This is a genomic window from Actinosynnema sp. NPDC059335 (assembly GCF_042752395.1).
In the GTDB taxonomy this organism is placed as follows: Bacteria; Actinomycetota; Actinomycetes; order Mycobacteriales; family Pseudonocardiaceae; genus Actinosynnema.
On the sequence record NZ_JBHYXZ010000029.1, the window covers coordinates 1 to 15750 of the forward strand.

General features: G+C 72.7%; 8 protein-coding genes and 1 pseudogene. 7 read left to right on the top strand and 2 right to left on the bottom strand.

All coding sequences use genetic code 11. From position 1 onward, the window contains the following. The first annotated feature begins 315 nt into the window (after nucleotides 1–315). From ACFXGA_RS12015 to ACFXGA_RS12040, 6 genes are read left to right on the top strand one after another with little or no spacing between them, the layout of a single operon-like run. A complete protein-coding gene (locus ACFXGA_RS12015; protein WP_378086931.1) occupies nucleotides 316–3222 on the top strand; it encodes a glycoside hydrolase family 3 C-terminal domain-containing protein in 2907 nt (968 codons plus the stop codon). Nucleotides 3223–3226: 4 nt separating this feature from the next. Continuing rightward, a complete protein-coding gene (locus ACFXGA_RS12020) occupies nucleotides 3227–4504 on the top strand; it encodes an ABC transporter substrate-binding protein (protein WP_378086933.1) in 1278 nt (425 codons plus the stop codon). After that, nucleotides 4501–5403 carry a carbohydrate ABC transporter permease gene (locus ACFXGA_RS12025; RefSeq protein WP_378086935.1) on the top strand — a complete coding sequence of 301 codons (903 nt, stop codon included), beginning with the start codon at nucleotides 4501–4503 and terminating at the stop codon, nucleotides 5401–5403. Before ACFXGA_RS12020 ends, ACFXGA_RS12025 begins: the two co-directional genes overlap by 4 nt. Then, nucleotides 5403–6215, top strand: a complete 813-nt coding sequence (locus tag ACFXGA_RS12030) for a carbohydrate ABC transporter permease (RefSeq protein ID WP_378086937.1) — start codon at nucleotides 5403–5405, stop codon at nucleotides 6213–6215. The genes ACFXGA_RS12025 and ACFXGA_RS12030 overlap by 1 nt, the downstream gene beginning before the upstream one ends. Next, nucleotides 6212–8509, top strand: coding sequence for an alpha-xylosidase (yicI, locus tag ACFXGA_RS12035; RefSeq protein ID WP_378086939.1), 2298 nt, complete (start codon nucleotides 6212–6214; stop codon nucleotides 8507–8509). The genes ACFXGA_RS12030 and yicI overlap by 4 nt, the downstream gene beginning before the upstream one ends. After that, a complete protein-coding gene (locus ACFXGA_RS12040; RefSeq protein WP_378086941.1) occupies nucleotides 8506–11316 on the top strand; it encodes a beta-galactosidase in 2811 nt (936 codons plus the stop codon). Before yicI ends, ACFXGA_RS12040 begins: the two co-directional genes overlap by 4 nt. Here ACFXGA_RS12040 and ACFXGA_RS12045 read toward each other — a convergent pair. Further along, nucleotides 11278–12363, bottom strand: a complete 1086-nt coding sequence (locus ACFXGA_RS12045) for a LacI family DNA-binding transcriptional regulator (protein ID WP_378086943.1) — start codon at nucleotides 12361–12363, stop codon at nucleotides 11278–11280. The two genes, ACFXGA_RS12040 and ACFXGA_RS12045, sit on opposite strands and share 39 nt — an antisense overlap. A 290-nt stretch (nucleotides 12364–12653) precedes the next feature. Next, nucleotides 12654–13391 (bottom strand): heparin lyase I family protein, encoded by a 738-nt coding sequence (locus tag ACFXGA_RS12050; protein ID WP_378086945.1) that lies wholly within the window; start codon nucleotides 13389–13391, stop codon nucleotides 12654–12656. Nucleotides 13392–13893: 502 nt separating this feature from the next. Between ACFXGA_RS12050 and ACFXGA_RS12055 the strand changes: the two are divergent. Continuing rightward, a pseudogene (locus ACFXGA_RS12055) lies at nucleotides 13894–15042 on the top strand (hypothetical protein); the annotation flags it as partial. Nucleotides 15043–15750: the final 708 nt, after the last annotated feature.

The following is a 15750-nucleotide window of genomic DNA, read 5'->3' on the forward strand; positions in this document are numbered from 1 at the left end:
GGGGGGGGGGGGCCGGCCCCCCCCCCCGGCCGCGCGCGGGCGGCGCCCCGGGGCGGCCCGGCCCCCCCCCCCGCCCCCCACCGCGCGGGGTGGGCGGGCCCCCGCAGGCCACCAGCGGTTGTTAGCGCTAACACCGCCCGACCGGTCGGGGATCGGTCAAGAGCGGCTTGTCAAGGCGCGTCGGTCGAGTGAATGAACGTTGACAGCCTCGACGTGACGAGGTTGTTGCGCACGTCACGGCCGGACCTCTACGGTGCAATCGAAGCGCTTCGATGACCGGGAGCCGCGCGCTCCCCGAACCGGAGGGGGACGTCCGTGTCGAGGGTTCGTCGTGCGGCGGCGGTGGCGGCGATCGCGTCCCTGCTGCTGTCGCCCCTGCCCGCGCACGCGCGGGAACTCCCGTTCCGCGACCCGGACCTGCCCCGCGCCGCCCGCCTCGACGACCTGCTCGGCCGGCTCACCCTCGACGAGAAGGTGTCCCTGCTGCACCAGTACCAGCCGGCGATCCCCCGGCTCGGGATCGGCGCGTTCAAGACCGGCACCGAGGCGCTGCACGGCGTCGCGTGGCTGGGCGAGGCGACGGTCTTCCCCCAGGCGCTCGGCCTCGCGACCACGTGGGACCCCGAGCTGGTCCGCCGGGTCGGCGCGGTGACCGGGCGCGAGGCGCGCGGCTTCCACGCGCGCGACCCCGCGTTCAACGGGCTGAACCTGTGGGCCCCGGTGGTGAACCCGCTGCGCGACCCGCGGTGGGGCCGCAACGAGGAGGGCTACTCCGAGGACCCGTACCTCACCGGCCGGATCTCGACCGCGTTCGGCCGCGGCGTCCAGGGCGACCACCCCGACTACCTCCAGGCCGCGCCGACGCTGAAGCACTACCTCGCCTACAACGTCGAGGAGTCCCGGACCACGGTCGACTCGATCGTCCCGCCGCGCGTGCTGAAGGACTACGACGAGGCCGCGTTCCGGCCCGCGATCTCGGCGGACGCCGCGACCGGCGTGATGGCCTCGTACAACCTGGTCAACGGCCGTCCCACGCACGTCGGCCCGGAGCTGGACGAGGTCGTGCGGTCCTGGACCGACGAGGACCTGATGATCGTCGGCGACGCGGGCGGCGCGTCGAACCTCACCGGCTCGCAGCGCTACTTCGCCACCGCGGCGGAGGCGAACGCGGCGGCCGTGCGGGCGGGGCTGGACAGCTTCACCGAGAACGACCGGAACTCCGCCCCCACCACGACGGCGCTGAAGACCGCGCTCGACCGGGGCCTGCTGACGGAGGCCGACGTCGAGGACGCCGCCCGGCACGTGCTGTCGATCCGGTTCCGGCTGGGCGAGTTCGACCCGGCCGGCCGCAACCCGTACGCGGGCACGACGCCCGACGTCATCGACGCGCCGGAGCACCGGCAACTCGCCCGCGAGGTCGCCGCCCGGCAGGTCGTGCTGCTGCGCAACGACAACCGCACCCTGCCGCTGTCCACCTCGGACACCAAGGACGTCGCGGTGGTGGGCCAGCTCGCCGACACCCTGTACGAGGACTGGTACTCCGGCACCATGCCCTACCGCGTCACGCCGGCGCAGGGCATCGGGGAACGCGCCGACGTCACGGTGAGCGAGGGCGTGGACCGGATCAGGCTGAAGGACCTGGCCACGGGCCGCTACGTGACCGCGTCCACCGCGCCCGCCGGCGCGCCGCTCACCGCGACCGAGCCGACCCCGGGCGACGCGAGCGCGCTGGACGTGTTCGACTGGGGCGAGGGCACGGTCACGCTGAGGACGGTCGCGAACGGCAAGACGGTGTCCCTGGGCGACGGGCGCGCCCTGGTGAACAACGCCGCGCAGCCCACCGGCTGGTTCGTCCAGCAGCAGCTCAGGCTCGTGGCCCGGCCGGACGGCGCGTACGTGCTGGAGTACGCGGGCAACGACGCGCGAGCACCCTACTTCCGGGACCGGTACGTGGTCGTGGGCGCGGACGGCAGGCTCACGCTGGGGGCCGCGACGCCGGAGGCGGCGGCGAAGTTCGGCCGCGAGGTCGTGCGCAGCGGGGTGGACAGCGCGGTCGCCGCGGCGAAGGACGCCGATGCGGTGGTCGTGGTGGTCGGCAGCATGCCGTTCATCAACGGCCGCGAGGACGACGACCGCACGACCACCGAGCTGCCCGCCGCGCAGCGCGCCGTGATCGACGCGGTGCGCGCGGCGAACCCGCGCACGATCGTCGTGCTGGAGAGCGGCTACCCGTACGCCGGCGACTGGGACACCGCCGACCTGCCCGCGATCCTGTGGACCACGCACGCCGGCCAGGAGACCGGGCACGCGCTCGCCGACGTGCTGTTCGGCGACCGCGACCCGAGCGGCCGGCTGACCCAGACGTGGTACCGCTCCGACGCCGACCTGCCGGACAAGTTCCGGTACGACATCGCCAAGTCCGGGCACACCTACCAGTACTTCCGCGGCACGCCCCTGTACCCGTTCGGGCACGGGTTGAGCTACACCTCGTTCCGCTACTCGGGGCTGCGGGTGGACCGGCCGGTGGTGGACGCCACCGGCGAGGTGAAGGTCCGCGTGGACGTGACCAACACCGGCGACCGGGCGGGTGTCGAGGTGGTCCAGCTGTACTCGCGCCAGCAGGTGTCGCGGGTCCAGCAGCCGCTCCGGCAGTTGCGCGCGTTCGAGCGGGTGGAACTGCGGCCCGGCGAGACCAAGCGGGTGGAGTTGACGCTCCGCGCGGCCGACCTGGGGTTCTGGGACGTGACGCGGGAGCGGCGGGTGGTGGAGAACGCGCCGCACGAGCTGCTGGTCGGGCCGCTGAGCCGCACGCTCGTCGTGCGCGGGGAGAAGATCCCGCCGCGCGACCTGGGCCGGCCGACCCCGGCGAAGAACTTCGACGACTACTCGGGCGTGACGCTGGTGGACACCACCAGGGAGCGCGGCACCGCCGTCGCGGCGACGGCCCCCGGCCAGTGGGTCGCCTTCCGGGACGTGGACCTCGGCCGGACGTCCCGGTCGCTGACGGCGCGCGTGGCGAACCCGGACGCGCCGACGACGGTGGAGGTCCGCCTCGGCGGCCCCGCCGGCCGGCTCGTGGGCACGCTCGCCGTGCCCACCACGGCCGACAAGCACACCTGGACGCAGGTCTCGACGCCGTTGCGCGGCGCGGCCGGTCGGCAGGACGTGTACCTGGTCTTCACGGGGAAGGCCCGGCTCGACAACCTCACCGCGGAGGGATGATCCGATGTCCAAGCGACTCCTGGCGGCCGCGGTGGCGGCCGTGCTGGCCGTGGCCGGGTGCGGGGGTTCGGAGGGTTCCTCCGACCCGAACACCCTGAAGCTGTGGCACTACGAGGGTCCGGACAGCGCCATGGGCGTGGCGTGGGCCGCGGCGATCGAGAAGTTCGAGGAGACGCACCCCGGCGTGAAGGTGCAGTTCGAGGAGAAGGGCTTCGAGCAGATCCAGAAGACCGCCTCGATGGTGCTCAACTCCAAGGACGCGCCGGACATCCTGGAGTACAACAAGGGCAACGCGACCGCCGGCCTGCTGTCCAAGCAGGGTTTGCTGACCGACCTCAGCGACGAGGTCGCCAAGCGCGGGTGGGACAAGAAGCTCGGGCCGGGCATCGACACCACGGCCAAGTACGACGAGCGCGGCGTGATGGGGTCCGGCAAGTGGTACGGCATCCCCAACTACGCCGAGTACGTGATGGTCTACTACAACAAGACGATGTTCGACCAGCAGGGCCTCGCCGCGCCCAGGACGCTGGACGAGCTGACCGCCGCGATGGACAGGTTCGTCGACGCGGGCATCACGCCGCTCGCGCTGGGCGGCGCGGAGTACCCGGCCCACCAGTTGTTCTACCAGTTGGCGCTGACCAAGGCCGACCGCGACTGGGTGGACCGCTTCCAGCGCTACACCGGTGACGTCGACTTCCACGACAACACGTGGGTGTTCGGCGCGGAGACGTTCGCCAAGTGGCTGCGCGAGGGCTACATCGCCAAGGACTCGGCCGGCCTGAAGGCCGAGGACATGGGGCTCGCGTTCATGCAGGGCAAGAACCCGATCATGATCAGCGGGAGCTGGTGGTTCGGCCGGGTGCAGGCCCAGGTGAAGGACTTCGAGTGGGCCACGGTGCCGTGGCCGGGCATGACGTCCGGCTCCAGCGGCAACCTGTGGGTGGTGCCGAAGGGGTCGGGCAACAAGCAGCTCGCCTACGACTTCATCGAGATCACCATGTCCCCGGAGATCCAGGACAAGCTGCGCGACGCGGGCGGCATCGCGGTCGCGCCGGGCGGCGCCCCCGCGACCGACCCGAAGACCAAGCAGCTCAACGACGACTTCAAGGCGCTCGTCGACGACGACCGGCTCGCGTTCTACCCGGACTGGCCCGCGCCCGGCTTCTACGACGCGCAGGTGTCGTCGGTGCAGAAGGTGATCACCGGTCAGATCGGCGCGCACGAGGCGTTGACCGAGATGGCCGACTACTACAAGGAGAACACGGCGAGCGTAGGCAAATGAGCCTGGTCCCCACCTCGATCCGCGACCGCGGGTCGTACCTGCTCTTCCTGATCCCCGGCGGGTTGCTGCTGCTCGCGGTGATCCTGGTGCCGTTCGGGATGAACGTCGGCATCAGCTTCACCGAGTGGTCCGGCGCGGGCGAGCCGGAGTGGATCGGGCTGGACAACTACACCCGGCTGATGTCGGACGGCACCTTCTGGGCGTCGTTCCGGCACAACGTCGGGCTGGTCGTGGCGATGGCGGTCCTGCCGACCCTGGCGGGGCTCGTCATCGCCGCGGCCCTGTTCGACTTCATCGGCAAGCACTTCGGCGCGCGGCACGCGGCCGTGCTGCGGGCGTGCGTCTACCTGCCGCAGGTGCTGCCCATCGCGGTGGCCGGGATCGTGTGGAGCTGGATCCTCGCGCCCCGGGACGGCGCGCTGAACGAGGTGCTGCGCGCGGTGGGGCTGGACGCGCTGGCGCAGAACTGGCTGGGCGACCCGGACCTGGCGCTGTGGACCGTCATGGGCGTGATGCTGTGGATCCAGGTCGGCTACCCGGTGGTGATCTTCATGGCCGGGATGCAGCGGGTCGACCCGTCGCTGCACGAGGCCGCCGAGCTGGACGGCGCGTCCTGGTGGGGCCGGTTCTTCCACGTGACCGTGCCGCAGATCCGGCCCGAGGTCTTCGTCGTGCTGCTGACCTGCACCATCGCCGCGCTCAAGGTGTTCGCGCCGATCTACGTGCTGACCCGGGGCGGACCGGGCGGCGCGACGAACGTGCCGTCGTACTACTCGTTCCAGAACTTCTTCGAGAAGACCCAGGTCGGCTACGGCGCGGCCATCGCCACCGTGCTCACGGTGCTGATCCTGCTGCTCACCACCGTGTTCCTGCGCGTGCAGAACCGGGGTGAGCGGTGATGCGGCGGCACGCGGTGCTGTGGTCGATGATCGTGCTGGCGGCGGTGATGCTGGCGCCGTTCGCCATCGTCGCGCTCAACGCGGTGAAGACGCCCGAGGAGTACTCCACCGGCGGGCCGCTGAGCCTGCCCGACGGGGTGTCGCTGGACGGGATCGTGGCGTTCTGGGAGCGCGTCGACTTCGGCGAGAAGCTGCTCAACAGCGTGGTGATCAGCGGCTCGGTGGCCGTGCTGGCGGTGGTCGTGTCGGTGTTCAACGCCTACGCGCTGGGCATCGGCCGGGTGAAGGGCAGGCTGTGGATCCTGGTGGTGTTCCTCATCGCGAACACCCTGCCGCAGGAGGCGTTGGTCTACCCGCTGTACTTCCTGGCCAACGAGGTCGGGCTGTACGACACCAAGCTCGCCGTGATCGTCATCTTCACGGTGATCCAGGCCGCGTTCGGCACCTACCTGCTCACCTCGACGCTCGGCGGCTTCCCCCGCGAACTGCTGGAGGCCGCCCGCATCGACGGCGCGAACAAGTGGCAGACCCTGGTGCGGATCGTGGTGCCGATCAGCAGGCCCACCCTGGGCGTGCTGTTCGTGTTCTTCTTCATCTGGACCTGGAACGAGTTCTTCCTCCCGCTGGTGCTGCTGATCTCCAACGAGAACCAGACGGTGCCGGTGGCGTTGGGCGTGCTCCAGGGCCAGCGGATGATGGACGCCACCCTGACCAGCGCGTCGGCGCTGCTCGGGGTCATCCCGGCCATCGTCTTCTTCCTGATCTTTCAGCGCGCGTTGACCCGCGGCATCACGGCAGGAGCGGTCAAGTGAAGTTCAGCGACGGGTACTGGCTGCTGCGGCCTGGGGTCGAGGCCGCCTATCCGGTTGAGGTGCGTGACGTCACCACCGGCAACGGGGAGGTCGTCGTGCACGCGTCGACCCACCCGATCCGGCACCGCGGCGACACGCTCAAGGGCCCCGTGGTCACGCTCGGGCTCACCTCGCCGATGGCCGACGTGATCGGCGTGAAGATCACGCACTTCGCCGGTGAGACGCCGAAGGAACCGGCGTTCGCGCTGGCCTCCGACGCCGCGCACGAGGCGAAGGTGGTGGAGGACGACGCCGGCGTGGTGATGACCTCGGGCGCGCTGTCGGTGCGGGTGCACCGCGGCGACCGGTGGCGGGTCGAGTTCACCGCCGACGGCCGCGCCCTCACCAGCAGCGGCACGAAGGGCATCGGGTTCATGACCGCGGACGGCGTGCACCACGTCCGCGAGCAGCTGACCATGGGCGTCGGCGACACCGTCTACGGGCTGGGCGAGCGGTTCGGGCCGCTGGTCAAGAACGGCCAGACGGTGGACATCTGGAACGCCGACGGCGGCACCAGCAGCGAGCAGGCGTACAAGAACGTCCCGTTCTACCTGACCAACGCCGGGTACGGGATCTTCGTCAACCACCCCGGGCACGTGTCGTTCGAGGTGGGCTCGGAGACGGTGTCGAAGGTCCAGTTCAGCGTCGAGGGCCAGCGGCTGGAGTACTTCCTGATCTACGGGCCCACGCCGCGCGAGATCCTGCGCAAGTACACCGCGCTCACCGGCCGGCCCGCGCTGCCGCCGGCGTGGTCGTTCGGGCTGTGGCTGTCGACGTCGTTCACCACCTCCTACGACGAGCAGACCGTCTCGGGGTTCATCGACGGCATGCTGGAGCGCGACCTGCCGCTGAGCGTGTTCCACTTCGACTGCTTCTGGATGCGCGAGTTCCACTGGTGCGACTTCGAGTGGGACCCGCGCACGTTCCCCGACCCGGTCGGCATGCTGGAGCGGCTGCGCGCCCGCGGCCTGCGCATCTCGGTCTGGATCAACCCCTACATCGCGCAGCGCTCCCCGCTGTTCGCCGAGGGCCGGGCGAACGGCTACCTGCTGCGCAAGCCGAACGGCGACGTGTGGCAGTGGGACCTGTGGCAGCCCGGCATGGCGCTGGTCGACTTCACCAACCCCGCCGCCCGCGCCTGGTACGCGGCCAAGCTCGACGCCCTGCTGGCCCAGGGCGTGGACTGCTTCAAGACCGACTTCGGCGAGCGCGTCCCGACCGACGTCGTCTACCACGACGGCTCCGACCCCGAGCGGATGCACAACTACTACACCCACCTCTACAACCGGACCGTGTTCGACGTGCTGCGCAAGCGGCGCGGCGACGGCGACGCGGTGGTGTTCGCCCGCTCGGCCACGGCCGGCTCGCAGCAGTTCCCGGTGCACTGGGGCGGCGACTGCGAGGCCACCTACGAGTCGATGGCCGAGAGCCTGCGCGGCGGGCTGTCGCTCGGCCTGTCCGGCTTCGGCTTCTGGAGCCACGACATCGGCGGCTTCGAGGGCACGCCGTCCGCGGCCCTGTTCAAGCGGTGGATCGCCTTCGGCCTGCTGTCCTCGCACAGCCGGCTGCACGGCAGCTCGTCCTACCGGGTGCCGTGGCTGTTCGACGAGGAGTCCGTCGACGTGCTGCGCCGGTTCACCAAGCTCAAGCTCGGCCTCATGCCCTACCTCGACCGCGCCGCACGCCAAGCGGCCGGTGAAGGCGTGCCGATGATGCGGGCGATGGTGGTCGAGTTCCCGGACGACCCGGGCTGCGCGCACCTGGAACGCCAGTACATGCTCGGCGACGACCTGCTCGTCGCCCCGGTGTTCTCCGACGACGGCGACGTGTCGTACTACGTCCCGGAGGGCACCTGGACGCACCTGCTGACCGGCGAGACCGTCCAGGGACCGCGCTGGGTCCGCGACCGGTGCGACTTCCTCACCGCCCCGGTGCTGGTCCGCCCGAACACCGTCCTGCCCGTCGGCGCGGTGGACGACCGGCCGGACTACGACTACGCCGAGGACGTCACCCTGCGGGTGTACCAGCTCGCCGACGGCGACCACGTCACGGTCGTCGGCGACACCACGTTCCGCACCCACCGCGCCGGTGACCGCATCCGGGTGGAGGTCGAGGGCGCGCCGTCGCGGTGGCGGCTCCTGCTGGTCGGGGCCGAGGCGGTCGACGCCGCGGACGGCGGCGACGTCACCTCCCACCCCGACGGGGTGCTCGTCGGCGTCGAGGGCGACGCCCTGACCGTGCGGGGCATCAGGTGAGGGTCCTGGCGGTCGCGCTCCTGCTGCTGGGCTCGATGGCCGCGATCACCCCGGTGGTCGCGGCGCCCGACGCCGCAGGCCGGCGGCACGAGGTCACCTACGACCGGTACTCGCTCAAGGTGGACGGCGAGCGCGTGGTCCTGTGGTCGGGGGAGTTCCACTACTTCCGGCTGCCCAGCCCGGAGCTGTGGCGCGACGTGCTGGAGAAGATCCGGGCGGCGGGGTTCAGCGGTGTGTCGCTGTACTTCCACTGGGGCTACCACTCGCCGTCGCCGGGGGTGTACGACTTCACCGGCGTGCGCGACGTGGACCGGCTGCTGCGGATGGCCGACGAGCTGGGCCTGTACGTGGTGGCGCGGCCGGGGCCGTACATCAACGCGGAGACCAGCGGCGGCGGTTTCCCGGCGTGGCTGAAGGCGGTGCCGGGCCGGGCGCGGTCCAGCGATCCCGCCTACACCGCCGCGTACACCGAGTGGTTGGGGCGGCTCAACCCGATCATCGCGCGGCACCAGGTGTCGCGCGGCGGTTCGGTCATCGCCTACAACGTGGAGAACGAGTACGGCGTCAACGTCGACCCGGCCTACATGCAGGACCTGCAGGACCAGGCCAGGGCCGCGGGCATCGACGTGCCGATCGTGCACAACAACTGCTGCGGCGGCGACCTGGCCAACTGGTCCTCCGGCCCCGGCGCGGTGCAGATCCCCGGCGTGGACGACTACCCGCAGACGTTCAACTGCCAGGACCCCGAGACCTGGGGCGGCTGGGGCAACGGCGTGACGCGGCGGCTCAACGAGACCGCCCCGGTGTACGCGGCCGAGTACCAGGCGGGCGCGATCGACCTGAACAACGCCGGGTACGACAAGTGCCGGGAGCTGACCGGTCCGGACTACATGAAGGTGTTCTACAAGTCGAACGTGGTCGAGAGCGGCGCGACGATGTTCGGCTACTACATGACCTTCGGCGGCACGTCGTGGGGCTGGCTGCCGCAGCCGAACGACGTCTACACCTCCTACGACTACGGCGCGGCGATCACCGAGTCGCGCCGGCTCACGCCGAAGTACGACGAGTTCAAGCGCCAGGGCTACTTCATGACCACGGTGGCCCCGCTGGCCAAGACCGACCCGGCCGCCGTGGTCACCTCCGCCGACCCGGCGGTGCACGCGGCGGCGCGGTCCAACCCGGACACCGGCACGCAGTTCGTCCTGGTGCGGCACGCCGACCGGCGCACCGAAGCCGACGTGGCCACCACCCTGGACTGGTCCACCCCGGACGGCCGGCGCCAGGTGCCGGTCCGGCTGCGGGGCCGGGACGCGAAGATCCTGGTCGCCGGGTACGACCTGGGCGGTCAACGCCTGGTGTGGTCCAACTCGGAGATCCTGACCCACGTCGGGGTGGCCGGCCGTGACGTCGCCGTGCTCTACGGCCGCGACGGCGAGCAGGGTTCCACCGTGCTGCGCTACGCGTCCGAGCCGACCGTCCGGGTGCTCGACGGCGACGTCCGCACCACCTACGACGACGGCGACCTGCGGCTGGACTACAGGCACACCGGCCTGGCCCGCGTGCTGGTCTCCGGCGGCGGACGCCCGCCGGCGCTGCTCCTGCTCGCCACCGACGAGACCGCCGCGCGGTTCTGGCGGCAGGACACCGCCACCGGGCCCGTCCTCGTCCGCGGTCCGGCGCTGGTCCGTTCCGCCGAGGTGGCGGGCGACCGGCTCGCGCTGCGCGCCGACACCGACCGCGCGACCGACGTCGAGGTGTTCGCCCCGGTGCGCCACCTGTCGGTCGGCGGTCGGCCGGTGCCCGTGCGGCGCACGGACAGCGGCTCCCTGCTCGGTTCGCTGCCCGGTCCCCACGACGTGCGCCTGCCCGACCTGGACCGGTGGGAGTACCGGGCCGAGGCGCCCGGCATGGGCGAGTCCGGCTGGACGACCGCGGACAAGACCACGACCGCGAGCCCGATCAAACCCAAGACCCTGCCGGTGCTCTACGCCGACGAGTACGGCCACCACAACGGCAACGTCTGGTACCGGGGCCGGTTCACCGCCACCGGGGCGGAGAAGACGGTCACGGTCAACGCGATCACCGGCAAGCGGGGCCTCTACCTGGTCTGGCTCAACGGCCGCTACCTCGGCTCGGCCGCCGGCGGCACCCAGGCCGACTCCGAACCCGTCAACCCCGACCCCGGCCGCGGCGACTTCACCGTCCCGGCCGGCCTGCTCGCCGCCGGGCGGCAGGCCACGCTCACGGTGCTGGTCGAGAACATGGGCCACAACGACGACTGGACCGCCGACGACGTCCGGCACAAGCAGCCACGCGGCCTGTACGGCGTGGTGGTCGACGGCTCCACCGCCCCGATCGCCTGGCAAATCCGGGGCTCCAAGCCCATGGACGGCGAACGCGGCCCGATGAACACCGGCGGCCTGTACGGCGAGCGCGCGGGCTGGCACCTGCCCGGGGCCGGCGGGTGGCAGCGCACGCCGGGCACGCTCACCCCGGGCGTGTCCTGGTACCGCACGAACTTCCGACTCGACCTGCCGCGCGGGCACGACGTCTCGCTGGGCCTGCGGTTCGAGGACACCACCGCGCGCGGCTACCGCGTGCTGATCTTCGTCAATGGCTGGAACCTCGGCCAGTACCTCAACGGCGTCGGCCCCCAGCGGGAGTTCGTGCTCCCCGCCGGCGTGCTGCGCGACCACAACACGCTCACCTTCGCCGTGATCGCGACCGAGGCGGCGCAGGGTGACCCCGGGAAGGTGAGCCTGGTGACCCTAGGCAACCACCGGACCGGTGCTGCCGCGGTCCGTTAGCCGGGGCGGCAGCAGCCGCACCTCGGGTTCGGCCGGGGCGGGGGGGGGGGGGCGGCCCGCCCGCGCGGCCCCCCCGGCCCGCGCGGCCCGCGCGGGGTGGGGGGGGGGGGGGGGGGGCCCGGGCCCCCCCCGCGCGCCGCCCCCCCCCAGCCGGCCCAGCTCGACGGCCGGGAGGTCGATCGAGGACAGCGGCACGGACTGCGCCTGCGCCACGTCCGGCGGGCACACCGCCAGGACGGAGACGTCCTGCGGCACCCGCAGCTCGCGGCGGGCCAGCTCCGACAGCAGCGGGCCGAGGATGGCCTCGTTGTGCACCACCAACCCGGTCACGGGACCGGGCCGGGCCTCGAGCCGGTCCAGGCACTCGCGCAGCCCGTCGTAGGTCGGCACGCACGCCAGCGTGGTCGCCTCGACGCCGCGGGTCGCGGCCGCGGCGCGGAACCCGCCCAGGAACCGGCCCGCGTAGCTGGTGCCGCGCTGGTAGACGGCGGGGGAGGGGCCGATGAGCGCGACGTCGCGGTGACCGAGGTCGGCGAGGTGGTGCACGCAGTCCGAGCCGGCCGCGGTGAAGTCCAGGTCGACGCAGGTCAGGTCCCGGGCGTCGTCCGGCACGCCGATGAGCACCGCGGGCCGGGCCAGCTCGCGCAGCACCGGCACCCGCGGCTCGGCCGCCTCCACGTCCATCACGATGATCGCGTCGGCGAGGGAGGAGGCCGCGACCCGGTGCAGCCCTTCCGGACCCTCGTCCGCCGTCAGCAACAGCACGTCGTGGTCGTGGGTGCGGGCCTCGGCGACCGTGGCCGTGACGAACTGCATGACCACGGGGACGTTCAGGTCGGTGCGCAGCGGCACGACGAGCGCGAGCACGTTGGTGCGGTTGCTCGCGAGCGCCCGCGCGCCCGCGTTGGGGCGGTAGCCCAGCACGCGGATGCTCTGGTGCACCCGACGCCGGGTGGTCTCCGAGATCGAGCGCTTGCCGGACAGCACGTACGACACGGTGCTGGGCGAGACTCCCGCCGCGCGGGCGACGTCGGCGATGGTGACCATTCGACGATCATAATACGCCGCAGTCGGGTCGAACGGTCCTCTGTGGACGCGGCTCGTGGCGGCGCACGGCACGGCGGAACCCCACGGCGCTCGGCGCTTGGTTGATAACGTTAACACATGACTCGGCGGGCAGTACAGCGAGCGGTTTCATTCCTTCGCTGAACAAACCACTTCGGCGGAGCGCGGTCACCCGGACTGTTCAGCCGGCTGAACCGGTGAGCGCTAACAGAGTCCACAGGGGACGGGCTCCACCCGGTCACGCCCTCCCGGCCGTCGCCTGGGACGGGCGCTCAGGAGACGTCGCCGTAGGCGGTGCCGATCCGCATCCGGTGGGCGCGGTGCACGGCTTCGAGGTCGGGGTGGGCCCGGTCGTAGACGCCCCACTTGGGCTCGTTGAAGGTGTCCCAGGTGCGCCCCGGGAAGCGCTCGACGCCGTTCGGGCCGAGCGGCTGCTTCTCGCCGTTGAACCAGAGCTGCACCCAGCCGCCGGCGGTCGTGTCGGAGGTCCGGATCCCGACCACGAACCGGTACCAGTTCCAGGGGGCGACCTCCCCGGTCCAGATCAGGCGCCACTCCTCGCCGGGGGCGACGTGGAACAGCCGCGCCTCGTTGTTCCGGATCTTGAGGATCACCGGGTAGTTCTGGGTGCCGTTGCCCGAGCCGCCGTTCGGGCCGTAGGACTTCCACTGGAAGATCGAGTAGTCGCCGGCGGTCGTCGTGGAGAACTTGCTCGACCACCCGAGGTAGTACGTCCGGCCGTTGCGGAACCGGTGCCGCTTGCCGTCGGTCCTGACCCCGCGCGACTCGCAGCGGATCACCGGCCTGTCGTCCGACCTGGCCTTGGTGTAGCGCCACACCACCGTGCCGTCGGACTGGCGGGCGGGCACGATGCTGCCGGGCTTCACGCACTCCAGGTTGCCGAACACCCCGGTCCCCTTCGCCGGGTCGCCGTCCCAGACGACCGCCGCGTTCGCGGGCGGCGGGGCCGGGACCACCAGCACGACCGCCGCCGCAACGGCCGCGATCACGGCACGACACCTCATGGTCGGCACCTCCCGCGTCCAGGCTGGCAGCACCGGGGCACGGCCGACAGCGGTGGGACCGGGCTTCGCCGACACGGGTGGCGAAACGACCCGACCGGGTCTTCCCGCGCCCGGTCCCGTGACCGCCTTCGAGCGGGGCCCGGCGACGTAGGGTGGCGGCGTGGACCTGCCCGCCACCGCGTTGCTCCGGGTCGCCGACCGCCTCGGTCGGCCGGTCGGGGTCGCGTTCGCGGTGGCCACCGCCGACGGGCCTCGGATCGTCACCGCCGCCCACGTCCTGGCCGACGGCGCGACGGTCACCACCGTGGACGGGCGGCGGGAGGTGCCGGTCGAGGCCGCCGAGCGGTTCGAGGACGACGACCTCGCCGCCTTACGCCCGACGGGGCCGCTCCCGGACGGCGTGCGGGTGCTGCCGCTGTCCCCGGTGGCCGCGCCGTGGCACACCCCGTTGTGGTGCTTCGGGTTCCCCGACCGGTACGACGGCGGCATGTGGGCCGCGGGCGACCTGCTGGGGGCCGACGGCCGGGGGCTGCTGGTGGTGCAGGACCGGCGGTCGGCCGGGTTCGCCATCGCGCGCGGGTTCAGCGGCGGTCCGGCGTGGGACCCGGTGTCGGGGTCGGTGGTGGGCCTGGTGGTCCAGGTCGCGGCCAAGGCCGAGCAGCGCACGGCGTTCCTGGTGCCCGGCCACGTGATCGTGGCCCGGCTGCCGCCGCGGGAGCCGGGTCCGAGCCCGTACCTCGGGCTGCGCTCGTTCGGCACGGGGGACGCCGACAGGTTCTTCGGGCGGGAGGACCTGGCCGCGCAGGTGGCCGCCGAGGTGCGGGGCAACCGGTTGGTCGCGCTCGTCGGGCCGTCCGGGCGGGGCAAGTCGTCGCTGATCCTCGCGGGCGTGCTGCCGCGCCTGCCGGAGCTGGACGTGGTCGTGGTGCGGCCGGGCCAGGCGCCGCCGCCGCAGCGGGACGGCCTGTTGGTCGTGGTGGACCAGCTGGAGGAGGCGCTGCCGGGACCGGACGCGGACCTGGTGGCGCTGCTGGCGGACGGCCCGGCGAAGGTGCTGCTGGCGATCCGGTCGGACTTCCTCGACCGCGCCCTGGAACACCCGGCACTGGCGCGGGCGCTGCGGTCCTGCCAGACGGTCGGCGCGATGGAACGCACGCAGCTCCTCGCCGCGATCACCGGACCGATGCCCCCCGACGTGCGGCTGGAGGACCGGCTGGCCGACCGGATCGCCGCCGAGGTCGAGCACGCGCCGGGCCAGTTGCCGCTGTTGCAGTTCACCCTGGACCGGCTGTGGCACGTGCAGCGCGCCGGCCTGCTCACCCATGCCGCCTACGAGGAGCTGGGCGGGGTCGGCGGCGCGCTGGTCCGGTACGCCGAGCAGGAGGTGTGGTCCCGGCTGGCGGAGTCGGAGCGGGCCGCCGCGCCGCGGCTGTTCGCCAAGCTGGTCAACCACACCACGGACCTGCCGCCGACCCGGGCGGTCGCCCGCGACCTCACCGGCGCCGAGCGCAGCCTCGCCGACCGGCTCGTGACGGCGGGGCTGCTCGTGGGCGGCGCACGGGGTTCGGTCGAGCTGGCGCACGAAGCGCTGATCACGCTGTGGGACCGGCTGCGGGAGATGGTCGAGCGGGAGCGCGAGTTCGAGACGTGGCGGGCGGACCTCCGCGCCGACCGCGAGCGCTGGAGCCGGCAGGGCGACCCGTTCGCCCTGACCGCGCGCTCCTCCCCGGACACCGCCCGCTGGCTGGCCGAACGCGGGGCCGACCTGCCCGCCGACGAACGGCTCCACGCCCAGCGCGTGGTGGCCGTCCTGCGCCGGCACCGCCGCCGCTGGTACCGGCGCGCGGTGTGGCTGGTCGTGGTCCTGCTGCTGCTCGCCCTGCCGGCCTGGTACGCGTGGGACCTGGCCCACGAGCAACCGCCGCCGGACGACGTCGCCTCGCCCGGCGACGCGGGCCGGACCGAGCGCTCCATCCTCGACCTGCTCGCCGCCCACCACGCCGACCCCGGAGCGGTGGACGACCAGCTGCTGGCCGCCTACCACCGCACCCGCCAGGTGGAGGCGGTGCTGCCCGACGCGGTCGCGGGGAACCACGCCTACCGGGAGGTCCTGTCCTCCGCGGCCGGGCCGGTGGTCGTGCTGTCCGGGCCGGACGGGCCGGTGGTGTGGCGGGTCGGCGAGCCCGATCCGGTCCGGCTGCCCGACGCCGACCCCGGCGAGGTCGCGGTCAGCCCCGACGGCGGCACGGTCGCCGTGACGGACCAGACCGGCGCGCTCCTCTACGGGCCGCGCGGCGAACCCCGGGGGGGCGGGGGGCCGCCCCCCGGGGGGGGGGGGGGGCCA

Bases quoted from the DNA above. Each gene is read 5' to 3' on its own strand.
- ACFXGA_RS12020 (WP_378086933.1), top strand. From the start codon at position 3,227: ATGTCCAAGCGACTCCTGGCGGCCGCGGTGGCGGCCGTGCTGGCCGTG.
- ACFXGA_RS12025 (WP_378086935.1), top strand. From the start codon at position 4,501: ATGAGCCTGGTCCCCACCTCGATCCGCGACCGCGGGTCGTACCTGCTC.
- ACFXGA_RS12030 (WP_378086937.1), top strand. From the start codon at position 5,403: ATGCGGCGGCACGCGGTGCTGTGGTCGATGATCGTGCTGGCGGCGGTG.
- ACFXGA_RS12045 (WP_378086943.1), bottom strand. From the start codon at position 12,363: ATGGTCACCATCGCCGACGTCGCCCGCGCGGCGGGAGTCTCGCCCAGC.